This window comes from Sphingomonas sp. LY54, assembly GCF_035594035.1.
GTDB lineage: Bacteria > Pseudomonadota > Alphaproteobacteria > Sphingomonadales > Sphingomonadaceae > Allosphingosinicella.
In genome coordinates this window covers 1,693,121-1,714,933 of the sequence record NZ_CP141588.1, presented here as the reverse complement: position 1 = coordinate 1,714,933, position 21,813 = coordinate 1,693,121, and the positions used below count along the sequence as shown (strand labels likewise).

Annotated in this window: 21 protein-coding genes and 1 tRNA gene; 9 read left to right on the top strand and 13 right to left on the bottom strand. The window is 66.5% G+C overall.

Going from position 1 to position 21,813, the window contains the following annotated elements; translation table 11 throughout:
• Window positions 1–64: 64 nt before the first annotated feature.
• Together SH591_RS08675 and SH591_RS08670 are read right to left on the bottom strand one after the other, a co-directional pair.
• Window positions 65–1,345, bottom strand: coding sequence for a tyrosine-type recombinase/integrase (locus SH591_RS08675; RefSeq protein ID WP_324748782.1), 1,281 nt, complete (start codon window positions 1,343–1,345; stop codon window positions 65–67).
• A 139-nt stretch (window positions 1,346–1,484) separates the two neighbouring features.
• A tRNA-Ser gene (locus SH591_RS08670) sits at window positions 1,485–1,577 on the bottom strand.
• A gap of 124 nt (window positions 1,578–1,701) precedes the next feature.
• Here SH591_RS08670 and SH591_RS08665 point away from each other — a divergent pair.
• A complete protein-coding gene (locus SH591_RS08665) occupies window positions 1,702–2,727 on the top strand; it encodes a prolyl hydroxylase family protein (protein WP_324748781.1) in 1,026 nt (341 codons plus the stop codon).
• 80 nt (window positions 2,728–2,807) lie between these two features.
• Window positions 2,808–3,554 carry a DUF1134 domain-containing protein gene (locus SH591_RS08660; protein ID WP_324748780.1) on the top strand — a complete coding sequence of 249 codons (747 nt, stop codon included), beginning with the start codon at window positions 2,808–2,810 and terminating at the stop codon, window positions 3,552–3,554.
• 5 nt (window positions 3,555–3,559) lie between these two features.
• Here the strand turns inward: SH591_RS08660 and SH591_RS08655 are convergent, their stop codons facing one another.
• The 3 genes from SH591_RS08655 to pyrC form a co-directional block, all read right to left on the bottom strand.
• Window positions 3,560–3,928, bottom strand: a complete 369-nt coding sequence (locus tag SH591_RS08655) for a hypothetical protein (protein WP_324748779.1) — start codon at window positions 3,926–3,928, stop codon at window positions 3,560–3,562.
• Between the two features lie 8 nt (window positions 3,929–3,936).
• Entirely contained in the window at window positions 3,937–4,389 is a 453-nt protein-coding gene (locus tag SH591_RS08650; protein ID WP_324748778.1) for a hypothetical protein, read from the bottom strand.
• 118 nt (window positions 4,390–4,507) lie between these two features.
• Complete coding sequence (pyrC, locus tag SH591_RS08645) at window positions 4,508–5,551, bottom strand: dihydroorotase (protein ID WP_324748777.1); 1,044 nt, start codon at window positions 5,549–5,551, stop codon at window positions 4,508–4,510.
• Window positions 5,552–5,573: 22 nt separating this feature from the next.
• Here pyrC and ygfZ point away from each other — a divergent pair, with 22 nt between their 5' ends.
• The 3 genes from ygfZ (at window position 5,574) to SH591_RS08630 (ending at window position 7,582) form a co-directional block, all read left to right on the top strand.
• The gene (gene ygfZ, locus SH591_RS08640; RefSeq protein ID WP_324748776.1) at window positions 5,574–6,293 is read left to right on the top strand and encodes a CAF17-like 4Fe-4S cluster assembly/insertion protein YgfZ; all 720 of its coding nucleotides are present in this window, start codon (window positions 5,574–5,576) and stop codon (window positions 6,291–6,293) included.
• A 71-nt stretch (window positions 6,294–6,364) separates the two neighbouring features.
• Window positions 6,365–6,994 (top strand): flavodoxin family protein, encoded by a 630-nt coding sequence (locus SH591_RS08635; protein WP_324748775.1) that lies wholly within the window; start codon window positions 6,365–6,367, stop codon window positions 6,992–6,994.
• A 3-nt stretch (window positions 6,995–6,997) separates the two neighbouring features.
• Window positions 6,998–7,582 carry a hypothetical protein gene (locus tag SH591_RS08630; protein WP_324748774.1) on the top strand — a complete coding sequence of 195 codons (585 nt, stop codon included), beginning with the start codon at window positions 6,998–7,000 and terminating at the stop codon, window positions 7,580–7,582.
• A gap of 268 nt (window positions 7,583–7,850) precedes the next feature.
• Here the strand turns inward: SH591_RS08630 and SH591_RS08625 are convergent, their stop codons facing one another.
• A complete protein-coding gene (locus tag SH591_RS08625; protein ID WP_324748773.1) occupies window positions 7,851–8,228 on the bottom strand; it encodes a VOC family protein in 378 nt (125 codons plus the stop codon).
• 632 nt (window positions 8,229–8,860) lie between these two features.
• Window positions 8,861–9,643: an SOS response-associated peptidase family protein gene (locus SH591_RS08620; protein ID WP_324748772.1), complete on the bottom strand. Its 783-nt coding sequence runs from the start codon at window positions 9,641–9,643 to the stop codon at window positions 8,861–8,863.
• 83 nt (window positions 9,644–9,726) lie between these two features.
• Between SH591_RS08620 and SH591_RS08615 the strand changes: the two genes are divergently transcribed.
• Together SH591_RS08615 and SH591_RS08610 are read left to right on the top strand one after the other, a co-directional pair.
• Window positions 9,727–10,029 (top strand): hypothetical protein, encoded by a 303-nt coding sequence (locus SH591_RS08615; RefSeq protein WP_324748771.1) that lies wholly within the window; start codon window positions 9,727–9,729, stop codon window positions 10,027–10,029.
• A gap of 187 nt (window positions 10,030–10,216) precedes the next feature.
• Complete coding sequence (locus tag SH591_RS08610; RefSeq protein ID WP_324748770.1) at window positions 10,217–10,888, top strand: hypothetical protein; 672 nt, start codon at window positions 10,217–10,219, stop codon at window positions 10,886–10,888.
• 256 nt (window positions 10,889–11,144) lie between these two features.
• Here SH591_RS08610 and SH591_RS08605 read toward each other — a convergent pair whose 3' ends face one another.
• From SH591_RS08605 to uvrA, 3 genes are all read right to left on the bottom strand, one after another.
• The gene (locus SH591_RS08605) at window positions 11,145–12,185 is read right to left on the bottom strand and encodes a serine/threonine-protein kinase (protein ID WP_324748769.1); all 1,041 of its coding nucleotides are present in this window, start codon (window positions 12,183–12,185) and stop codon (window positions 11,145–11,147) included.
• Window positions 12,178–12,633 (bottom strand): hypothetical protein, encoded by a 456-nt coding sequence (locus SH591_RS08600; protein ID WP_324748768.1) that lies wholly within the window; start codon window positions 12,631–12,633, stop codon window positions 12,178–12,180. Before SH591_RS08600 ends, SH591_RS08605 begins: the two co-directional genes overlap by 8 nt.
• Before the next feature lie 317 nt (window positions 12,634–12,950).
• Complete coding sequence (uvrA, locus tag SH591_RS08595) at window positions 12,951–15,983, bottom strand: excinuclease ABC subunit UvrA (protein ID WP_324748767.1); 3,033 nt, start codon at window positions 15,981–15,983, stop codon at window positions 12,951–12,953.
• Between the two features lie 215 nt (window positions 15,984–16,198).
• Between uvrA and SH591_RS08590 the strand changes: the two genes are divergently transcribed.
• Window positions 16,199–18,103, top strand: a complete 1,905-nt coding sequence (locus SH591_RS08590) for a peptidoglycan-binding domain-containing protein (protein ID WP_324748766.1) — start codon at window positions 16,199–16,201, stop codon at window positions 18,101–18,103.
• A 15-nt stretch (window positions 18,104–18,118) separates the two neighbouring features.
• Here the strand turns inward: SH591_RS08590 and SH591_RS08585 are convergent, their stop codons facing one another.
• Complete coding sequence (locus SH591_RS08585; RefSeq protein ID WP_324748765.1) at window positions 18,119–19,741, bottom strand: DNA methyltransferase; 1,623 nt, start codon at window positions 19,739–19,741, stop codon at window positions 18,119–18,121.
• Between the two features lie 148 nt (window positions 19,742–19,889).
• Here SH591_RS08585 and SH591_RS08580 point away from each other — a divergent pair, with 148 nt between their 5' ends.
• Window positions 19,890–20,648, top strand: coding sequence for a class I SAM-dependent methyltransferase (locus SH591_RS08580; RefSeq protein ID WP_324748764.1), 759 nt, complete (start codon window positions 19,890–19,892; stop codon window positions 20,646–20,648).
• Window positions 20,649–20,655: 7 nt separating this feature from the next.
• Here the strand turns inward: SH591_RS08580 and SH591_RS08575 are convergent, their stop codons facing one another.
• Together SH591_RS08575 and SH591_RS08570 are read right to left on the bottom strand one after the other, a co-directional pair.
• A complete protein-coding gene (locus SH591_RS08575; protein WP_324748763.1) occupies window positions 20,656–21,225 on the bottom strand; it encodes a hypothetical protein in 570 nt (189 codons plus the stop codon).
• 181 nt (window positions 21,226–21,406) lie between these two features.
• On the bottom strand, window positions 21,407–21,787 hold the full coding sequence (locus SH591_RS08570; protein ID WP_322831126.1) for a PRC-barrel domain-containing protein: 381 nt from the start codon (window positions 21,785–21,787) through the stop codon (window positions 21,407–21,409).
• Window positions 21,788–21,813: the final 26 nt, after the last annotated feature.

The following is a 21,813-nucleotide window of genomic DNA, read 5'->3' as shown; positions in this document are numbered from 1 at the left end:
GCCGACAAAGGCGGAGGCACCACCTCACCCTCTTCTAGGCACCTGCGTCGAGTTTCTTCCGCCATTATGAAGCCGCCGCCATTCTGACCACGTTCGAGCCGTCGCTAAGCACATAGCGGGCCCACCCCGGCATCAACTTCTCTCTCCGCTGCTCGAGGTAGGCCGTGCGCTTGTAGGCCGCGACCGTCTTTCCCTCTTTGCCCTCGACCGTGTGAGCAAGGGCCGCTTCCGCCCAGGCGTCGGCAAAGCCGGTGTCAGCCGCCCAATCGCGGAAGCTGGACCGGAAGCCGTGAACAGTTGAAGAGCCGCCGCCCGCCACCCGGAGGGCCTTTGCCAGCGTGGCATCGCTTAGCGGCTTGCCCTTCATGCCGGGGAAGATCGGCGCATCGAGATCGACCCCGAAGAGCCCCTTCATCTCATGCAGGATGTCCATGGCAGCGGGGACCAGCGGGACGATATGCAGCTTGCCCGCCTTCATCCGCTCCGGTGGAATCCGCCACTCCGCGGCTTCCCAATCGATCTCGCGCCATGTCGCCGGCTGTTCCTTGGTGCCTCGCACTTCGCCCGATCGCGCCGCAGTCAGGATAAGGAACTGCAGCGCGTAACGACCAACCGAGGGCTCCGACGCGCGAAGTCGAGCCATGAAGCCCGGCATCTCTTTGTAGGGCAGGGCTTCAAAGTTGCCCTTCTTCGGCTGCTTGATCCCCTTCATGAGCTGGGACAGCGCGCGGGCCGGGGCCTCAGTCTCGCGCCACCCCTTGCCCTTGCAATAGTCGAGGACGACCAAGACCCGCTGGCGGATGCGCCGCGCCGTCTCGCTCTTCGTCAACCAGATCGGCAGCAAGACCGCCTGAATGTCCGAGGCGTCGATTTCGTTGACCGGCTTAGAGCCGAGCGTGGGGAAGGCGTAGGTTTCCAGCGTCGTGAGCCATTGCGCCCCGTGCTTGCCGTTGCGCCATGCCTTCTCGACATGGCCGTGATATTGCCGCGCCGCCTTTTCGAATGTCGGCACCACCAGCTCTTCCCGACGCCACTCCTCCGAAGGATTAATGCCCGCCTTCGCCAGCTCCCGACCGATACGGGCCTTCTCTCGCGCCTCGGTAAGCGTCAGGGCCTTGCGCTGCGTCAATGGGATCACCGAATCATCGACGCCCGACTTTTCGAGCGTGACGGAGCCGAGGCCGAAATCATGCCTTTGCCCTCGATATTGGACGCGAAGCACCCAAGATTTGGCGCCGCCCTGTTCAGGATCGCCCGGCTTTGGCTTGACCAGCAGATAGAGTCCCTTGCCGTCCGAATGGCGGCCGGGCTTGGCGTTGCGGACTTGCAGAGCAGTCAGGGGCACAGCCGTTACCTCATGCGTTCCCACACAATGAGCCGACTTTAGGCGAATGTCAACGAACGGCAGCGAAGGAACAGCTAGGGAACCGTCGCAGTTTTCGGGGGCGTTGCCGAAGGGCGACGAATGGCCACGAAAGTGGACTTGGCGGAGACGGAGGGATTCGAACCCTCGGTAAGGAAATTATCCCTACGGCGGTTTAGCAAACCGCTGGTTTCAGCCACTCACCCACGTCTCCGGATGCGCCGAAGCGCGGCTATAGCCGGGAGGTTTCGACTGTTCAACCGGCTCAATGCGGTCCGCGATAAAAGCCGATTTGCGGGCGGCTGGCCCTCGCCCAAGGCGGCTGGCATAGAGGCGCGATGCAGAGTGATCCTCCCTGGCGCACGGCGCAGGCGCTCGCCGCCCAAGGCAAAGTGGCCGAGGCTGCGGACCTCCTCGGCAAGGCCGCAGCGGGCGGCGACGCGACCGCTGCCTTCCTGCGCGGCCTGTGGCGCTTCGAGGGTCGGCTGGTGCCGCGCGATCTGCCGGGCGCGCGCGCCGACATCGCCGCTGCCGCCGACGCCGGGAGCCGCGACGCAGCGCGGGCGCATGCCGCTCTGCTCGCCAATGGCGCCGGAGCCGCGCCCGACTGGCCGGCGGCGCTCGCTGTGCTCGAGGCCTGGGCCGAGCGCGATCCGGTCGCGCAGCGGCAACGCGCGCTGATCGCCGCGATGGACCTCGACGCGGACGGAGCGCCGCGCGCGGTGCCGGCGGGCGAGCCGCTCGCGCAGGGCGATCGCGTTGTCCGCCTGCCCGGCCTGTTCTCGGACGACGAATGCCGCTTCCTGATGGAGATCGTGCAGGCACGGCTGCAGCCGGCCAAGATCTTCCACGAGCAGATGCAGCGCTTCGTCCGCCATCCGATCCGCGATTCGGACGCGGCCGGCTTTCCGCTGCTGCTCGAATGGCCGGCGGTGCACGCGCTCAACCGGCGCATCGCCGCGGCCAGCGCGACCGATGTGGCCCAGGGCGAGACGCTCCAGATCCTGCGCTACGGCCCCGGCCAGCAATACAAGCTCCATCTCGACGCGATGCCCGAACTGGAGAACCAGCGCGCCCTGACAGTGATCGTCTATCTGAACGACGGTTATGAGGGCGGCGAGACGGCCTTTCCCGAGCTTGGCCTGTCGGTGAAGGGCCGGCGCGGCGACGGCCTCCTGTTCCGCAACGCATTGCCCGACGGCCGCCCCGATCCGCGTTCGAGCCATGCCGGCTGCCCGGTCGGCAACGGGCAGAAATGGATCGCCAGCCGCTGGATCCGGCAAAGTCCGCCGACGCGACCCGGCGGTTTCGGCCCCGAGGAAGTGGAATCCGGCCGCGAGCGCGGCGGCGAAGCGTCGCGATAAGGACTCGGCTCGTCGCCCGTTCATTGTGGAGCAAGGCGCCCCGGCACTATGAGCGGTGGAGAGTGCCGGGGGTTTGTACGATGTCCAAAGATGCGTTTCTGAAGCTGTTCGCCGCGGCGGGCCTGATCCTGTCCGGTCCCGCGAGCGCGCAGATCACCCAGATCGATCCCAACGATGCCGGGGAATATGAGCCGGCCGCCAGCGTCCCGGCGAGCGAGCCCGCGCCTTATGCGCCGTACGAAGCCCCGCCCGCCAGCGACTATGTCCCGCTCGATTCGGCACCGCCGGCCAGCACGCCGTCCACGGCGCCGGCGCCGGGTGCGCCTGCAGGCACGACCCGCGGCGACACCGTGCCGCGCGACGACGTGTTCAGCGCCGCCGAGGGCGTGTTCGGCAAGGGCGCCGAAGGGCTCGCCAATTTGATCGAGAAGATCCTCAAGGACCAGGGCCAGCCCTCGGCCTATATTGCCGGCCAGGAAGCGGGCGGCGCGTTCGTCGTCGGCGTCCGCTACGGCTCGGGCACGATGCACCACCAGGTCGAGGGTCAGCGCGCGGTATACTGGACCGGGCCGTCGGTCGGCTTCGATTTCGGCGCCGATGCGAACAAGGTCTTCGTACTGGTCTACAACCTCCACGACAGCCAGGACCTGTTCAAGCGCTTCCCGGGCGCGGAGGGCAACGCCTATGTCGTCGGCGGCTTCACTGCCAGCTACCACCGCCAGGGCGACATCGTCCTGATCCCGGTCCGGCTCGGCGTCGGCCTGCGGCTCGGCATCAACGCCGGCTACATGCGCTTCTCCGAAAAGAACCGCTGGGTGCCGTTCTAATCCGCCTAGCCCGGCTGGACGAGGCCGGGGACTAGATTGATTCCGGTGCGATTGAATAACGCCCAGCCGATCACGCGGAATATGGCGTCGATCAGCTTCTGCGCGGCGACATGGGCCAGGAACAGCTCGAATTCGAGCATCTGACCAAGCACCTTCTTGCGTTCTTCCATGATTTCGGCTGCTGTCTCGGCGCTGATCGTACCTTCGCCCAAGGCCTTCATCGTTTTCAGGCTGGCATCGGCGAGCGTCTTGAGATGTGCGCGGACCGTAATGGCGTCGTCGAGCACCCCTTCAACGGCGCTGCGCCCTTCTGTCAGCATCGCGTCCAGCAACGCGTCCAGACTGGTCGGGTTGAACTGGCTGAGATCCGTCATGGCGGCTCCTATCGCATCGCGTTGGCCGCGCGCGCCGCAAGGTCGCATGACACGCGCGCATTCTCGGTGAGGCCGGCCCCGGGGGCGATGCCTTCGCGCTGGTGGATCCCGGCGAGCGTGCGGACCCGGCTGCGGCAGCCCTCGATCTGGCGGACGAGAAGGTCGCGGGCCGCGCCCGCGCGCCGGGTCGAGACCGGCAAGGCGCCGGCGCGCAAAGCTATGGTCTGGAGCTGCGCATCGATCGCAGCATAGCGGTCCAGCGCCGATTCGAACGTCGCCGGTGTCCGGAACTTGCCATATTCGGCCTCGGACAGCAGCTGCGCGAGCGCGGCATAGGCTTCGTTGGTGCGGGCGCCGATCTCGGCGTCGTAAGCGGGTGCGAACAGAGCGCAGGCGCCGAGCAAAGCCGGCAGCAGCAGTGCGATCCAAATGTGCCGGCCGAACCTTCGCGCGACTGCCACCGCTCCCCCCTGCTCAGATCGGAAGCAGGATAGCAGAAAGGGCGGGCGGCGCGAGCGGCCCTCCGCATCACGTCCATAGCGGAGCTTTTGGCCCGCCGAGGGGCCAGCCGCCTGCCGCTCAGCTTGCAAGCCGCCAGGGCAAAGTGCGACCGGCCATGAACGGAACGATCGCGCTGCCGGCGCCGGGCAGGGTCTCGGGCACGTCGACCGGCGACCGCTCCAGCGTCACCGTCTCGCCGTTGACCGGCAGACCGTAGAAATTGGCGCCGTTCAGCGAGGCGAAGGCCTCGAGCCGGTCGAGCGCGCCCGCGGCCTCGAAGATCATCGCATAGGTTTCCAGCGCATAAGGCGCGTTGAAGATTCCGGCGCAGCCGCAGGCCGCCTCCTTGCGCTCGACGGCATGCGGCGCGCTGTCGGTGCCGAGGAAGAATTTGGGCGAGCCCGACGTCGCGGCCCTGGCGACCGCGGAGCGGTGCAGCTCGCGCTTGGGCACCGGCAGGCAGTAAGCGTGCGGGCGGATGCCGCCCTCGAACATCGCGTTGCGGTTGATCAGGCAATGCTGCGGCGTCACCGTCGCGGCGATAATGGGCCCCGACCCTTCGACGAAGGCCACGCCTTCCGCGGTCGTGATATGCTCGAGCACGATCTTGAGGCCCGGGAAGTCGCGGACGACGCCCGTCAGCACGCGCTCGATGAACACCGCCTCGCGGTCGAAGATGTCGACCGAGGGGTCGGTCACCTCGCCATGGACGAGCAGGGGCATGCCGATCCGCTGCATCGCCTCCAGCGCCGGATAGAGCGTCTTGACGTCGCTGACGCCGTGGGCGGCGTTGGTGGTGGCATTGGCCGGATAGAGCTTGGCGGCGGTGAACACGCCTTCGCCATGGCCGTGCGCAATCCCGTCCGGATCGGCATGGTCGGTGAGGTACAAGGTCATCAGCGGGGTGAAGCCGCTCCCCTCCGGCAAGGCGGCGAGGATGCGCTCGCGATAGGCGGCGGCGGCGGCGACGTCGGTCACCGGCGGGACGAGGTTGGGCATGACGATCGCGCGGCCGAACTGGCGGGCGGTGTAGGGCGCGACCGCGCGAAGCATGTCGCCGTCGCGCAGGTGGACGTGCCAGTCGTCGGGCCGGCGGATGACGAGAGTGCTTGGTTCGCTCATGCCGCCCCCCTATCAAAGGACCATGGCTGCAACCACCCTTGTCGATCGCGCATTGCTCCGCCTCTCCGGCGAGGACGTGCGCGGCTTCCTCCAGGGGCTCGTCACAAACGACGTCGCCCTGCTCTCCCCCGAAACCCCGCTCTGGGCGGGCCTGCTGACGCCGCAGGGCAAGGCATTGTTCGACTTCATCCTGTGGGCGGATGGCAAAGACGTGCTGGTCGACTGCGAGGCGGACCAGGCCGAGGCTCTGGCCAGGCGGCTCTCGCTCTACCGCCTGCGCCGCCCGATCACGATCGCCCGCGACGAAGGCCTGGCCGTGCACTGGGCTCCCGACGGCGCGGCCGGCGTGCCCGATCCGCGCCTGGCCGCACTCGGCTGGCGCTGGCTGGCGCCGGCTTCGGAGCCGGCCGAGGGCTGGCTCGCCCACCGCCTCGGCCTGGGCGTGACCGAGGGCGTGGCCGAGCTCGGATCCGACAAGATTCTCTGGCTCGAATGCAACGCCGCCGAGCTCAATGGGGTGAGCTTCGCCAAGGGCTGCTATGTCGGCCAGGAGAATACGGCGCGGATGAACTACCGCTCCAAGGTCAACCGCCGCCTCGTCGTCGTGCCCGCCGACGCCCCCGGCGCGCGCACGCGGATCCATTATCCCGAGCTCGGCCTGGCGGTGGAGCATCGCCGCGTCGAGGATCTGGGCGACGCATTCCTCCCCGACTGGCTCGCCCGGGCGCTGGCCGGCGGCTAGGCCGGAGCGGGAACCGGGCGCGGCCGTGGCGCGTCTCCGAAGACACGGGGCTTCCCGAGGAGGAGACGGCCATGGCGCTCACCGCGATCGCGATCAATTGCACCCTGAAGGGGAGCGCCGGCGACGAGGTCTCGTCGACCGACAAGATGATCGGGCTCGTCGTCTCCGAACTGATGAAGCAGGGCGTCGCCTTCGCCGAGACGATCCGCATCGCCGACCATGACGTGAAGCCCGGGGTCACCTCCGACGAGGGCGAAGGCGACGCATGGCCGGAGATCCGCGCCAAGATCCTTGCCGCCGACATCCTGATCTTCGGCACGCCGATCTGGATGGGCCAGATGTCGAGCATCGCCAAGCGCGTCACCGAGCGGATGGACGCCTTCCTCGGCGAGACCGACGATCGGGGGCGGATGCCAAGCTTCGGCAAGGTCGCGCTGGTGGCGGTGGTCGGCAACGAGGACGGCGCCCACGGCGTCAGCGCCCATCTCTACCAGGCGCTGGCCGACACCGGCTGGACGATCCCGGCCTCGGCCGTGGCCTATTGGGTCGGCGAGGCGATGGGCAAGATCGACTTCCGCGACCTGGACGCGATCCCCGACAAGGTGCGGGAATCGGCGGCGATGGCCGCGGCCAATGCCGCCCACCTCGCCGGCCTGCTGCAGGCGCGGCCTTATGCCGGGATCGAGATGGCGGGCGGCTGAGCGATGGCGCGGGCCGCCAAGCTCAAGGTGTTCCGGCTGCCGATCGGTTTCCACGACGCCTATGTCGCGGCGCCGAGCCAGAAGGCGGCGGCGGAGGCGTGGGGGACGGACAGCGGCGTGTTCGCCCGCAAGGAGGCCGAGCTGGTCACCGATCCCGCGCTGACGGAGGCGCCGCTCGCCAGCCCCGGCCAGGTCATCAAGCGGCTGCGCGGCACGGCGGCGGAGCAGATTGCGGCGCTGGGAGAGGGGGAGCCTGCGGATGTTCCCCGACGAAAGCCGGGGTCCAGTTCGGGCGCCAGGTCTGGGCCCCGGCTTTCGCCGGGGAGCAAGGAGAAGCCGAAGCCGCCTCCCAAGCCGAAACCGCGCCCTTCCCGGGCGAAGCTGGACGATGCCGACGCCGCGCTGGCCGCGGCGGAAGGCCGGTATGCGGCGGAGCTGAAGGGCCTGGGCGAGCGCGAGGCGGCGCTGGCGCGGGAGCGCAAGGCGCTCGAGGCGCGCCAGGACAAGGAGCGCGCCCGGCTCGCAGCGCTCCGGGAGACGGAAGAGGCGGCCTATCGGGAGGCGATGCGGCGCTGGCGGGAGGGGTGAGTGGCGGTCAGGGCGGCCTGACCGCGTCGGACGGGTTCGCTCGGACGGGCCGAGCGCCCCGCCGGCCGGGCCTGCGCCGACTCCGGGCGCTGCTCGCGCGGCCGTGGTCCGGCTTCGCTGCGTCCGGGCGGCTAGGCGGTCAGGGCGGCCTGACCGCGTCGGACGGGCTCGCTCGGGGTCGCCGAGCGCCCCGCCGGCCGGCCTGTGCCGGCTCCGGACGCTGCTCAGGCGGCGTGCGCGCCGGCTTCGTTGCGGCCGGGCGGCTTGGCTACAAGCTATTGAGATGCAGGATGTTGCCGTCGGGGTCCTTGAGCCAGGCGAGCCTGGCGTCGCCGGCGGCGTGGATATTGCCTTCGAGGCGGCCGATGTCGGGATAGTGCTCGAACGTCACGCCTTTGGCCTCGAGCGCGGCGACGATCTCGTCGAGCTCTTCGCCGACGCCCCAGACGACCGCGTTGGCGCGGTTGGTGCCGGCATGGTCCGAACGGTAGACGACGAGCCGGGTGGCGCCGGTGCGGTAGACGAGCACGCCTTCCTCCGTCCCCTCCTCGTCGAGTTCGAGGCCCAAGGTCTCGCCGTAGAAGGCGCGGGCGCGGGCGAGATCGGCGACGGCGAGGATGGCGGAGCTGTCATGGTCCTTCAGCATGGGTTTTCCTTCCGTGGGGGCGGGAGGGTCATAGCATTTTTCGGGGGGCGGCGGCTTGGCCCGAGGGGCTGGATTGCTTCGCTGCGCTCGCAATGACGGGGTGGTGGCGTGGACGGAGAGCTGCTCCCCGGCGGAAGGGCACCCCGCAAAGTAGTACTTTGCGGGGACCGCGGAAGCCGGGGTCCAGTGCGGTGGAGTCTGGGCCCCGGCTTTCGCCGGGGAACGCGGGTGGGTCGTTGCGGGCGGCTCGCGGTCAGGGCGGCCTGACCGCGTCGGACGGGTTCGCTCGGGTGAGCCGAGCGCCCCGCCGGCCGGCCTGCGCCGACTCCGCGCGCTGCTCAGGCGGCGCGTGCGCCGGCTTCGCTGCGGCCGGGCGGCTTGGCGCGGAAGGTCACACTTGGGTCACACCAAAACGCTTGATCGGGCAGGCCGTCCTTCCAGGCGGGCTGAATGCGGGTTGCGGGCTGAGAAAGAGCAAGCGGCGACGGGCCCCGACTGCCGCCGACGGCAACCGGAAAAACCGAGGCGGTTCCATCCCAACAGACGAAATCCTATTTTGCAAGTTCTTTGTTTGTTCTGAGGAGAAGGTAAGGGTTCACGCGAAGGCGCCAAGGCGCAAAGGAAGCGGCCCTTTACTGGACTTGCTCGACGGCCAGGGTGCCGGCGGGGAGGGGGCGGCAGAAGCGGGCGGCGGGGTTGGAATCGTCGAGCCAGGCGGCCCAGTCGGCGCGGTCGAGCACCACCACCTGGCGGCCGTGATAGGGGGCGACGTCCGGGCCGGGCGGGCAGGTCAGCATCGTATAGGCCTCGCCGACCTCGGCTGTGGCGCGCCACAGGCCGGCGATGCAGAACCACTCCTCGCCGGGCTTGGTGAACAGCCATTTGTGCTTGCGCTTCGGCTTCGGCTGGCCGGGCGCGACCTCGGGCGTGGTGAATTCGTAGAAGCCGTCGGCGACGATCAGGCAGCGGCCGCCGCGCGCGCTGTTGCCGAACTCGCGCCCGTCCGAGCGGAAATTGTAGACCGGCTTGCCGCCCGGGCCGGGCCAGGACCAGCGGCGGATGATCAGTTCGGCTTCTCCCATGAAAGTGGTACTTTCATGGGGACCCTCTTTGCTGCCTGCTGCGGGGGGCGCTGCTGCGGGGTCAGGGCGGCCTGACCCCGTCGATTCGGTCAGCTCCGCTGCCGGTCGGCCGGCTTGCAGCGACTCCGGTTGCTGCTCGGGCGGCGCATCGGCGCCGGCCTCGCTGCTCGCGGGCGCTGCTGCGCGGATGATCGCATTGGGGTCCGTGATGCGGATCGAGTCGAGCGGGGCGAGGTTGGGGAGGCCTTCGGGGAAGCGCAGCGGGATGCGCGTCTGGCTCCAGTCGTTGCGGATCTGGTCGAGCGCGATGCGGCGGCGCTGTTCGTTGCACATGCATGCGGTGTAGCGGCTGCGGCGGCGCGAATGAAGAGGCGCAAGCGGGTGCCGGGACGATCCGCGTTCGCTATATGTTCGCGATGAGCGAGTCGCCCGGGCCGGAGAGGCCGCCCCAGATCGAGAGCATCTTCGAGGCGGCGCGTCTTGGCTGGAACGTGCGGCTCACCTGCTGGAAGTGCGGCCACGCCCGCGTGCTGCACGCGGCGGCGCTGTGGCTACGCCTGTCGCTGCGCGGCAAGCCGGACCATCTGATCGAGGTAAAGCGCTACGCCCGCTGCATGCCGTGCCTCGCCGAGCGCAACATGAAGATCGGCGGCCCCAGGCTCGACCTCACCCGCGACCCGCCCGACGGAGAGGCGCTGCCGCTGCCGAGCCAGCGGTAGTGGAACGAGGGGGCGAGCGTTAGAGGCGAGCCCAAAAAAACGAGCTCTTCTTAATCGGAACGCATCAGAAACGTATGGCAGTCAACGGCGGCGAGTGCTAAAGATCATTCATAACACAACATAATTAACGGGGAAGGGGAGCAGGTGTCGCCCAGATAGTGGGTCGAGCTACGAAAGGTGTTGTCTGATGTCGATTAAGGTCATCAACCTCAACAAACTCCTATGTCTCTGCGAACTGTCAGAAAATAAACTGATCTCAGCACTGAGGAATGACCTCCGAACAGAGCGGAACAAGATGATCGGCCGTAAGGTCGGCGGTGGTCATTTTCATTATCCCTGGTGGGACGCAGCCAAGGATCACGCGGTCGGTCTCGAAGATCTTCGCGAGGCCACTGATCGTTTGAGCGAAGTTTCGGGGCGAAAGCGTCTCTATCCACTCCTAACCCAAGGTTTCCTTCGCTGGTTCGAGCTGTTTCGCCGTAACACGAACCTGACAATAGGTTGGAGCGAAGAGCAGGTGCACACCCATTATGTCGTGCCCGGCATGGAGCTTACAGTAAAGGTAGATAACATCTTGGCCCTCAAGCTGGGCGAAGACCAACATCGACTCGTTTACCCGTACTTCTCGGAGGAACCTGCTCTGGAGGAAAAATGGGCGCGCGTAGGGCTTTGGTTGATGGGCGATGCGCTATCGGAGTTCGAGCTGTCGGGTATGGAAATCCTAGACGTCCTCCGTGGGCGTTCGTTCTCTGGCGCGTCGACGTTCCTGAGAGGTGACGAGGAGGCGCTATTTGCAGCCCGTTACGAGCGCATTCTCGCACTTTGGGAGGAGTTGAGGCCGGAATACGATCTCAAGTGACCTGCTTCAGCACCAACTGATCGGTAAAGAAAAACTGTGGCGTCGGAGTCCGGAAGATGCGTAAGCGCTGCAGGTGGCCGTCGCTAGGTGGTTTTGCCAGGCTTAAAATCGATGTAAAACCCTGAGTCTACCACAGCATTGAGCAAAGACTTGGCCGTCTTGGTCTTGGTCTTTCGGTTCTGTGAGACGGCGAGCGCATCAAAGCCTATGTCGGAACGGCGAAGGTATCGCTTCGGGTCGTGCTTAATCTTACCCATTAGTACGCTCCCAAAATCCGCTTTACGTCCGTCTCTGACACTCCTGCTCGACAACCATCTCCAATGCGCCTGAAGGCACCGCCAGGCGAACGGCGCCGAAGTGTGGAAACCCCAGCGCAGGTGACCTCGAATTCAAATTCTGTTCCCTCAATGTTCTTGGTCCATACCCTACGATCAGGGTGAGGTGCAAGCCGCCAGTCCAAATGGCGGCCGCTGATATCAGCCAGTTCGTTGGATACCTCTAGAGCAGACTGATATCGATCATTCGGGTCGGTCGCCAAGCATTGGCGGATCACGTTGCGAAGCTTCAGCGGCACATGGGCAGGGTACCGAGACCGATCGGGGAAATGCCCGTTTGCCACCGCGTGTCGGAAGGTATGTCGATCGAAAGCGGCACCTGCCCCAAACCGATCAAACTGTTGGTAAAATACTTCGTCTCCGTTGCACATGCGGTACAGCGTCAACCCGAGCTGAAAGATATCGAAAGTCCTATCGAAGTGATCACGAGCGAAAGCCTCAGGCGGTACCATTTTGAGGTACAGTCTGTCTTGACCAGCTAGACCTCCACGGACTTGCCGCGCCAACCCGAAATCAGAAAGCAGGGCCTCTCGCCGATCTGACAAAAGTATGTTGTCAGGTTTCACATCGAAGTGGATAAGGCCTTTGGAATGGATGTTGTGCAGCGCGCTAAGCGTCTGCGCGCCGAGCGTAATCACCTCTCGAACGGTGAGAAATCCGGCGGCCATGAGGCCTTTCACGGAGCCTTGGCGATAATATGGCATAGCCAAGTAGACAAAATCGGCGTCTTCGCAGGCGTAGTGAACTTGCACGACATGCGGATGAGAACTGGCATAGAGAGCGGCTGATTCTGCAAAAAATTCTGCAGGGTCGTTCATGCGCGCCTTCTCGAGGCGCTTCATAACGATGTCCGCATTCAGTTGATGATCACGTGCCGTGAAGGTGCGAGAGTTCTTTCCGGCATGACCGATCTCATGAACCAGATCAAACTGCAGCTCGGCGCGGTTGTATGCCTTAAACATCGGCCGCAGCCACGGCACAAAGAGCCGCTTCCCGTTGAACAGGCGACATATTTGCCCACCCTTCTAGGGGATACTCACGCTGACCTTCGACGTGCGGTTTGAAGTCCGAACGCTCCATCCCAAGACGGGCAGTTATCGTTGCGATTGGACCAGCAAAATACCCGTCGAGGGTGCTGCTCGCGAAAGCTTCTTGCATCACCGCCTCGATTTGAATGCGCTCCAGATTTGGGGACTGCGCCATTGGCTCCGCTAGTCGGATGCCCGCTCGTTTCACCTTGTATTCGCGCAGAACGTCTAAGAGATTAATCCTCAGGAATTTCAGTATGTTTGGCGTAGCAAATGCAGCGGGCGCTCTAATTTCCTCAACATTCAATATTGAGTTCACATCCGTATCATAGACGGCAAAGGTGACTGAGCGCGGTGCGGCTCTCAGACCGATGGTGATCAATCAAGTGCTCCTGCTGCTTAGATCCGTGTGAATCATGTCATGGCGGAAATGGCAAGAGGGGCCTGTTTACGACGATCAAAAGCTCGACAACCTAGCTCGCCCTACAGCCTCCATTTGACCGCATCTATTCCGCGACTCGAGGCGGATGTCCGCTTCTTTCGATCCAAGCGTGGCGCGACGGCCGAAACTTCTTCCTCCAGCTTGATGGCCGCTCGCTAACGCGTATGCTCGATCCGTTGAACGGCCTGCGGCATGCCCCGGGCATGCCGGTCCCGTTCATTCCCCCGGACGGCCGGCCCTACGGGCGCGACAGCGGCCTATTCGGCCGCCTCTCGCTGGCGCATTGAGGAGGATCCCCGTTTCTTCCTGGGCTTTGCGGCTACCACCTCGACATTCGAACCCTGGAGCAGCGGCTTGAGATAGTGGCCGGTGTAGGAGCGCGGCTCCTCGGCGACCTGCTCGGGCGTGCCGGTCGCGACGATCTCGCCGCCTTTGTCGCCGCCCTCCGGCCCCAGGTCGATCACCCAGTCGGCGGTCTTGATGACTTCGAGGTTATGCTCGATCACGACCACGGTGTTGCCCTGGTCGACGAGGGCGTGGAGGACTTCGAGCAGCTTGCGCACGTCCTCGAAGTGGAGGCCGGTGGTGGGCTCGTCGAGGATGTAGAGGGTCTGGCCGGTGGCGCGGCGGGAGAGCTCCTTGGCGAGCTTGACGCGCTGGGCCTCGCCGCCGCTGAGTGTGGTCGCCTGCTGGCCGACCTTGACGTAGCCCAAGCCGACTTCCTCCAGCATCGCCATCTTGTCGCGGATCGGCGGCACCGCCTTGAAGAAGGCGTGCGCGTCCTCGACCGTCATGTCGAGCACGTCGGCGATGCTCTTGCCCTTGAACTTCACCTCGAGCGTCTCGCGATTGTAGCGCTGGCCGTGGCAGACGTCGCAGGTGACGTAGACGTCGGGCAGGAAGTGCATCTCGATCTTGAGGAGGCCGTCGCCCTTGCACGCCTCGCAGCGGCCGCCCTTGACGTTGAAGCTGAAGCGGCCGGCCTTGTAGCCGCGCGCCTGGCTCTCGGGCAGGCCGGCGAACCAGTCGCGGATCTGGGTGAAGGCGCCGGTGTAGGTGGCCGGGTTCGAGCGCGGGGTGCGGCCGATCGGCGACTGGTCGATGTCGATCACCTTGTCGAGATATTGCAGGCCGTCGAGCTTCTCGTGCTTGCCGGCGAGCATGCGGGCGCCGTTCAGCTGGCGCGCGGCCGACGCGTAGAGCGTGTCGATCGTGAAGCTCGACTTGCCCGAGCCCGAGACGCCGGTGATGCAACAGAAGGTGCCGAGCGGGATCGCGGCGGTGACGTCCTTGAGATTGTTGGCGGTGGCGCCGTGGACGGTCAGCTTGCGGCCGTTGCCCTTGCGGCGGGTGGCGGGGACGGCGACGGCCTTGCGGCCCGTCAGGTAATCGGCGGTGAGGCTGTTCTCGTTGGCGAGCACCTCGTCGAGCGTGCCGGCGGCGACGACCGTGCCGCCATGGACTCCGGCGCCCGGGCCCATGTCGATCACATAATCGGCGGTGCGGATCGCGTCCTCGTCATGCTCGACGACGAGCACGGTGTTGCCGAGATCGCGCAGGCGCTTGAGGGTCACAAGCAGGCGGTCGTTGTCGCGCTGGTGGAGGCCGATCGAGGGCTCGTCGAGCACGTAGAGCACGCCCGACAGGCCCGAGCCGATCTGGCTGGCGAGGCGGATGCGCTGGCTCTCGCCGCCCGAGAGCGTGCCCGAGGTGCGATCGAGGTTGAGATAATCGAGGCCGACATTGTTGAGGAAGCCGAGGCGCTCGTTGATTTCCTTGAGGATCGCGCGGGCGATCTCGCGCTGCTGCGGGTTCAATTTCTCCTCGAGCGTCGAGAAGAAGGCGAGCGCCTGGACGACCGAGCGGCGGGTCGACATCGAAATGTCCTCGCCGGCGATCTTGACCGCGAGCGGCTCGGGGCGGAGGCGGGCGCCGCCGCAGGTCTCGCACGGCGCGGCCGACTGGTAGCGGGCGAGCTCCTCGCGCATCCAGGCGGATTCGGTCTGGAGCATGCGGCGGTTGAGATTGCCGATCACGCCCTCGAACGGCTTCTTGACCTCGTAGGACTTGCGGCCGTCGATGAAGCGCAGGGTGACCGGCTTACCCTTGGTGCCGTGGAGGATGGCGTCGGTCGCCTCCTCGGGCAGCTGGTTCCACGGGGTGTCGAGGCTGAAATCGAAATGGCGGGCGAGCGAGCCGAGCACCTGCATGTAATAAGGGCTGGGCGGGTTCGACTTGGCCCAGGGCACGACCGCGCCCTTCTTGATCGAGAGATTCTGGTTGGGGACGACCAGGTCGGGGTCGAAATAGAGCTTCTCGCCGAGGCCGTCGCAGGCCGGGCACGCGCCCTGGGGAGCGTTGAACGAGAACAGGCGCGGCTCGATCTCGGCGATGGTGAAGCCGGAGACCGGGCAGGCGAATTTCTCGGAGAATGTGATGCGGCCCGGGGGGGCGTTGTCGCCCAGAACCGTTCGGGCTGAGCTTGTCGAAGCCTTCCCCTCTTCCGAAGAAGGAAGCCCTTCGACAGGCTCAGGGCGAACGGAGTTTCCAGCGTCCGCCTGGTCCTTCGGGGGATCCGCCGGGTCCATGTAGACGAGGCCTTCGGCGAGCTTGAGCGCGGTCTCGAGGGAGTCGGCCAGGCGGGTCTCGATGCCTTCGCGGACGACCAGGCGGTCGACCACGACCTCGATGTCGTGCTTGTACTTCTTGTCGAGCGCGGGCGCGTCCTCGATGTCGTAGAAAATGCCGTCGATGCGGACGCGGCTGAAGCCGGCCTTCTGCCACTCGGCCAGCTCTTTCCGATACTCGCCCTTGCGGCCGCGCACGACGGGAGCGAGCAGATAGAGGCGGGTGCCTTCGGGCAGGGCCATGACGCGGTCGACCATCTGGCTGACGGTCTGGGCGGCGATGGGGAGGCCGGTGGCGGGCGAATAGGGCACGCCGACGCGCGCCCAGAGCAGGCGCATATAATCGTAGATCTCGGTGACGGTGGCGACCGTCGAGCGCGGATTGCGCGAGGTCGTCTTCTGCTCGATCGAGATGGCCGGGGAGAGGCCCTCGATATGGTCGACGTCGGGCTTCTGCATCATCTCGAGGAACTGGCGCGCATAGGCGCTCAAAGACTCGACGTAGCGACGCTGCCCCTCGGCATAGATGGTGTCGAAGGCGAGCGAGGACTTGCCCGATCCGGACAGCCCGGTGATCACCGTCAGCGTCTCGCGCGGAATGTCGATGTCCACGCCCTTGAGGTTGTGCTCGCGCGCGCCGCGGACGCTTAGGTGGGTCAGCATAAGGGAGGCTGTTCCATATTTGTTCTTGAGGTGCAAGGGGGCAGCATGACGTCGTCAACGCGGCTCAACGGAGATGGGTGCGCGCGGGCGGATGCGCAAGATCGGCCATGATCGCGCCGTTCCGGTTCCAATAACGCTTTGCGGGGCGAAGGCCCGGGCGGAAGATCGGAGCGCGCGTCGCGAGTCGATGCGCGAGCGGGGCGGGAGGACTTCCCATGGCCGACTTCACGATCACGCAGGCGCTGCTCGGCCGGCTGGCGGCGCGCAACAATTTCCTCATGCCCGACGACGCACTCGTCTTCTTCGGCATACGCGGGGCGCTGCCGCTCGACATATCGGGCACGCCGTTCGCGGCCGGCCACGTGATGCGGCTGACCGACATCGACCATGTCCGGATGCGCTGCACGCTCGGGCAGATGCGCGGCGACGAAAGCGGGCTGGCGGTGTTTCCGGGCTCGACCGTGCCGTCGATGGCCAACATCATCGCCGCGCGGGCACGGCGGGGCGTGGGCGCCAACATGCTGATGCTCGGCCGCTATTCCTTTGTCCGCGGCGTCCACAAGATCGGCCGGCCGGGCGGGCATCGCGCCTTCCGCCAGGCAGTGTTCTTCCCGGTGTGGCGGACGAGCGACGATCTCGATTACGACCTCAGCGACGCGCCCGATCTCGACGGCGACCTGGTGTGGGACAATCTCCACTGCGCCTATCACGACAATCTCGACACGCCGGGCTTCAGCAGCGCGGGCTGCCAGGTCGTGTGCGGCCATCCCAAATCGCCGGCGCGGCAGAACAGGCCCGAGACCGGGCCGTGGAAGCGCTTCATCGACACCGCTTATGGCGGCAACCAGAATCGCTTCACCTATATGCTGTTCGGCGGGGCCGAGGCGGCGATGGTGGCGGGCAAGCCGGCCAGCGAGGTCCGGCAATCGGTCCGTTTCGGATCGTCCGGCGCCTTGGTCGAGGCGGTGCAGACGGCGTTGATCGCCAAGGGCTACGAGCTCGGCGCGGTGGACGGCGATTTCGGGCGCGACACGATCGAAGCCTTGATGGCCTTCCAGACGCGCGAGTTCGGCACGGGCAAGGCGGACGGGATCGTCGGGCCCAATACGGCCGCCGCGCTCGGCGTGACGCTGCCGACGCTGGCCGACGCGGTGGTGGACACGCTGCCGTCGGAGGACCCGCGGCCGTCGATCGCGATCATCGAGACGCCGCCGCCGCTGCCGGCGCCGCCGCACGATATCGCCGTCGAGCAGAAGGCCAAGGACTGGACGGCCAAGATCGACGGCGGCCAGGGCTTCTATGTCGGCACCAGCGTCAAATGGGCGAGCTTCCAGGGCATCTACCAGCCGTCCGCGAAGCTGCCCAACCTGCCCGGCGGCCATTACGACCCGAGCGACTGGGAAACGGCGCTGGGCGCGCAGGGGCCGTGGGCCTGGTTCCTGGCGCCGACCATCATCGCCGAGAGCGGCGGGCTGTTCGGCCGCGTCAATACCTATGACGGCGCCGGCCTCACCTTTGGCGCGCTGCAGTTCGCCTCGCACACGCCGGACGACAACCTGATCCTGCTCTTCCGCCGGCTGATGGCGCTGCCGGATGCGGAGCGCTGGTTCCCCGACCTTCGCCTGGTCAACGGGCAGATCCACCGGCGGACGGCGAGCGGCACGGCCTCGCTCGAGAAGGTCGGCGCCAACGGCCGGCTGACCGACTTCATGGCCTATCTCAATCCCGACGCGACCTCGGTTTCGCCGACCGAGGTCGAGAGCGCGGCGCGGCTGATGGGCTGGTCGATCGAGTCCGACGACGTCAAGGAGGCGCAGGTCGCGCTGGGGATCAAGCGCTTCGCCCAGCGCGTCAACCGGCTCGGCAGCGGCTACGGTGTGAACCTCGCCACGCAGCCCGTGCACCGGCTGATCTGGGTCGCCGACATCCTGCACCACGGCCGCGGCCGCTACGCGACGATCCGCGACGCGATCCAGTCGAGCGACCCCGACGCCGCCCTCGCCAAGATCGGCGGCAGCGACGTGCGCTGGAAGGACCGGGTGAAGACGGTCGCGACCGAGATCGGCAAGGTGAAGGCCAAGCTCGCCGGCGAGCGCTGGGGCAGCGGCGCCTTCGCCTGAAGCGCGGAGCGGGGATCAGAGGAAGCTGTCCTGCTTCTCCGCCGGTTCGCGGCGCGTGCGGCGCAATGCGGCGAGCGGGTCGGCAAAGGGAATGGCCGGCCGCTTGCCGCGGAACAGTTCCGCCAGGGTCAGGATCTGGAGACGCGGCCAGCCGCGGCCCCATTCGTCGGTGAAGCGGCCGACGGCGGCGGCCTCGCGCAGCATCGGGCCGGTCGGAAGCGCCGCGGTGACGATGATTCCGATCGGCGCCTTCTCGCGTTCCATCGCGCTGTGCAGGTCGCGCACCGCCTGGACGCCGACATGCTGGCCGCCCTTCACCGAGACCAGAGCCTTCTCGGTGCGCTTGCCGTCGGGCTTGAAATAGATGAGGCCGTCTATGCCGCCGTCGGCGCCCTTCTTCTTGCCGTCCAGGGGCACGCCCTCGACCATCGCCACCGCCCACCATTGGAACTGATATTTGTCGCGGCGGGCGAGATCGAGCGCCGAGGCAAGGTCCTTGGGCGTGCCTTCCACCGTGAAGCGGGCGTCCGGAAACGCCTCCTTCATGCGCCGTTCGATCAGCGAGATGGCGAGATGGGTGATGTCGATGCCGATCCACTGCCGACCGAGCTTCTCGGCCGCATGGATTGCGGTGCCGCAGCCGCAGAACGGATCGAGCACGACATCGCCGGGGTTGGACGAGGCCGAGATGATCCGCTCGAGCAAAGCCAGCGGCTTCTGGGTGGGGTAGCCGAGCCGTTCCTGCGCTTGGGAATTGATGGCCGGTATGTCGTCCCACAGAGCCTGTGCGGGGATGCCCTTAGCTTCGTCGAGATAGCGCTTGAGACGGATGCCGCCGGCACGCGTGAAGTGGAGCCGGCCTTCCTCGTCCAGCCGGCGCATCGTTTCCGGAGGGACCCGCCACAGTGAAGTCCGGCCCTTATAATCGTAGGTGTAGCCTCCGCCCGACAAACCCTTGGCGGTGAGATTGTCGTCCATCCAGCGCCGGCCGTCCGGATCGCGGTTGCGGAAGCGGCTCACATAGTCGCTGCTGTAGGCGCTGTACCCCGGATTCCAGACCCGCTTTGGCCCCTTGGCGTAGAAAAAGATGATGTCGGTGTTGCGCCCGAACCGGCCAGAATCGCTGTGCGCAGTCGTGCGTTTCCAAGTGATCTCATTCAGATAATTGTCCGGCCCGAACACGCCGTCGAGCAGCAGCTTCAAGTAATGCGACGCGGTCGGATCGCAGTGGAGGTAGAGGCTGCCGGTGGGCTTCAGCACGCGGTGGAGCTCGATCAGGCGGATCGCCATCATCGACAGATAGGCCATCATGTCATTGTGGCCGAGGAAGCTGCGCATCGCGCGCAGCAGCTCGAAGGCGCGGGGCCGACCGGCGTGCATCACCTGCTCGAAGGCGTCCTCGGCCGCCTCGTTCCAGTGCCACGTGTCCTCGAACGCCTCGATCTGGCTGTCGGCGGCGCGGCCGGCGGGCGAGCGGAAGAGGATGTTGTAATTGGCGTTCGAATTGAAGGGCGGGTCGAGATAGACGAGATCGACGCTGGCGTCCGCGACGTGATCGCGGAGCGCGTCGAGATTGTCCGCATAATAGAGCCGGTTGCTCATCGCCGCAGCATCGGCCGCGGGCGCGCCGACGGCCATTGGAACCGTGTCGACTATGGAATCTGTTTGGACCGTTTCGGACGAAGCCGGCGGCCGTTCGCAGAAGCCTGGCGGCGTTCCGTCGAAAGCGGCTGTCGCCGGGCGCTTCGGGCCGTTTCGGCGGGGCGATCCAGACGGGAGGACCATCATGAAGGGGATTGGAATGACGGCCGTGGCGGCCATGCTGCTGGCGGGCGCCGTGCCCGCGCTCGCGGCGCCGGCGAACGTTGCGGCGGCGGTGGCGGGCAAGGGACGGCCGGCCGAGGCGGTGAAGCTGGACGAGGGCCGGCGGCCGGCGGAGGTGCTGCGGTTTCTCGGGCTCGAGAAGGGCGATCGCGCACTCGATCTGTTCACCGGCAGTGGGTATTATGCCGAGCTGATCGGCAAAGCCGTCGGCCGCGACGGCTCGGTCGTCGCCTGGGAGCCGGCCAATTTCTACGACGAAGCGGGCAAGAAGGCGCTGGCCGAGCTGACGGCGCGGACGCCCAACGTGCGGCTGCTGGTCAGCGACGCCAAGGGCCTGGTGCTGGCGCCGGACAGCTTCGATTTCACGATGCTGCACCTCAATTACCACGACACATATTGGGAAAGCGAAAAGTACAAATTCCCGCGGATGGAGCCGGGGGAATTCCTGGGCAAATTGTTCGCGGCGACCAAGGCGGGCGGCGTGGTCGGGGTGATCGACCATGTCGCGACGCCGGGCGGCGACACGCGCGAAGTGGTGGAGACATTGCACCGGATCGATCCGGCGGTGATCAAGGCCGATTTCGAGCGCGCCGGCTTCGTCCTCGACGGCGAAAGCGCGCTGCTGCGCAACCCGGCCGACGACCATCAGAAGAACGTGTTCGACCCGGCGGTGCGCGGCAAGACCGACCGCGTCGTCTACCGCTTCCGCAAGCCGAGCTGAGGCGCCCTCACCGGATCGGGCGGACGTCCACCACCTTCAAATAGGCGATGCGGACCGCGCCGGGGACGAGGATCTGGAACTGCGAGCCGCCGCCGGGCAGATAGCGGACGCCGTCGATCTGCGGGCCGACGGTGCCGGCGTCGACCGGCAGCGGCTCCAGCACCTCGAACGTCACGACCCGGTCTATCTTGGGCTTCCACGCCTCCTTCACTGCCAGCGCCTGTCGGACGTAGCGGACGTCGGGGATCGGATCGAATGTGCCGAACGCGCCGGGCCGCTCGGGCGGCTGGCCCGGGCTGAACGCCATCTGGAAGCGCGTGCCCGCGGGGAGATAGCGGTAGCTCGGGCTGTGCCAGCTCGGCCACGGCGTCTGGCTGCGGTAGAGGAGGACATAGGCGCAATCGGCATCCTCCGCGCTGGCGTAGCGCCAGAGGTGGTCGCGGCGCCAGGCATCGCGGGCGGCGCTGGCGGGCGCCACGCAATGCGGCCGGCCCTGGGCGGAGGCTGCGGACTGGGCCGGCGCGATCGCCGGCGGGACCAGGAGAAAGGCGGCCGCGGCCGCGCGCAGAGCGATCATGCGGATCCCCCTTAACAGGGCGCTCCACGCTACATCGAATGCGCGGTCTTGTTGGGTCCAATGCGGCGGAAAGTCGGGCGGAGATGCAGCCCGGCCGGGGCGCAAGAAACGCCCCTTCGCGACGGCGCGCGAAAGATGGTGCTTTCGGGACCGGATCGAGCGGCCGTCAGCCGATCGATCCTTACAGGCCCCACCAGGGCAGCCGGCCATAATAGCCGGACACTTCCTCGTCATAAGCGCGGTCGCGCGGGCGATCGGCTTCGTCGAGGCCCAAGGCCGGGGCATTCTTGATCTGGTCCTTGGCGATATCGGCGACATAGCCGTCGAGATCGACGTCGTAGGTCAGCATGTCCCACGGCACCGGGTGGACATGTTCGGCGACGCCGAGAAAACCCCCGAACGACAGGACCGCATAGGCGACCTTGCCGCTCCGTTTCTCGATCATCACCGAATGGATCGTACCCAGTTTCTCATTGGCCCGGTTGTAGACCGGGGTCCCTTCCACACGGCGCGACGAAATCAATTCGTGTCCGTAGTCGATGACCGGATTGGTATCGGCCATGGCCCGTCTCCTTCGAAGACTCAGCA

Bases quoted from the DNA above. Each gene is read 5' to 3' on its own strand.
- SH591_RS08665 (WP_324748781.1), top strand. From the start codon at position 1,702: ATGCAGAGTGATCCTCCCTGGCGCACGGCGCAGGCGCTCGCCGCCCAA.
- SH591_RS08660 (WP_324748780.1), top strand. From the start codon at position 2,808: ATGTCCAAAGATGCGTTTCTGAAGCTGTTCGCCGCGGCGGGCCTGATC.
- SH591_RS08655 (WP_324748779.1), bottom strand. From the start codon at position 3,928: ATGACGGATCTCAGCCAGTTCAACCCGACCAGTCTGGACGCGTTGCTG.
- pyrC (WP_324748777.1), bottom strand. From the start codon at position 5,551: ATGAGCGAACCAAGCACTCTCGTCATCCGCCGGCCCGACGACTGGCAC.
- ygfZ (WP_324748776.1), top strand. From the start codon at position 5,574: ATGGCTGCAACCACCCTTGTCGATCGCGCATTGCTCCGCCTCTCCGGC.
- SH591_RS08635 (WP_324748775.1), top strand. From the start codon at position 6,365: ATGGCGCTCACCGCGATCGCGATCAATTGCACCCTGAAGGGGAGCGCC.
- SH591_RS08630 (WP_324748774.1), top strand. From the start codon at position 6,998: ATGGCGCGGGCCGCCAAGCTCAAGGTGTTCCGGCTGCCGATCGGTTTC.
- SH591_RS08625 (WP_324748773.1), bottom strand. From the start codon at position 8,228: ATGCTGAAGGACCATGACAGCTCCGCCATCCTCGCCGTCGCCGATCTC.
- SH591_RS08620 (WP_324748772.1), bottom strand. From the start codon at position 9,643: ATGTGCAACGAACAGCGCCGCCGCATCGCGCTCGACCAGATCCGCAAC.
- SH591_RS08615 (WP_324748771.1), top strand. From the start codon at position 9,727: ATGAGCGAGTCGCCCGGGCCGGAGAGGCCGCCCCAGATCGAGAGCATC.
- SH591_RS08610 (WP_324748770.1), top strand. From the start codon at position 10,217: ATGTCGATTAAGGTCATCAACCTCAACAAACTCCTATGTCTCTGCGAA.
- SH591_RS08605 (WP_324748769.1), bottom strand. From the start codon at position 12,185: ATGTTTAAGGCATACAACCGCGCCGAGCTGCAGTTTGATCTGGTTCAT.
- uvrA (WP_324748767.1), bottom strand. From the start codon at position 15,983: ATGCTGACCCACCTAAGCGTCCGCGGCGCGCGCGAGCACAACCTCAAG.
- SH591_RS08590 (WP_324748766.1), top strand. From the start codon at position 16,199: ATGGCCGACTTCACGATCACGCAGGCGCTGCTCGGCCGGCTGGCGGCG.
- SH591_RS08585 (WP_324748765.1), bottom strand. From the start codon at position 19,741: ATGGCCGTCGGCGCGCCCGCGGCCGATGCTGCGGCGATGAGCAACCGG.
- SH591_RS08580 (WP_324748764.1), top strand. From the start codon at position 19,890: ATGAAGGGGATTGGAATGACGGCCGTGGCGGCCATGCTGCTGGCGGGC.
- SH591_RS08575 (WP_324748763.1), bottom strand. From the start codon at position 21,225: ATGATCGCTCTGCGCGCGGCCGCGGCCGCCTTTCTCCTGGTCCCGCCG.
- SH591_RS08570 (WP_322831126.1), bottom strand. From the start codon at position 21,787: ATGGCCGATACCAATCCGGTCATCGACTACGGACACGAATTGATTTCG.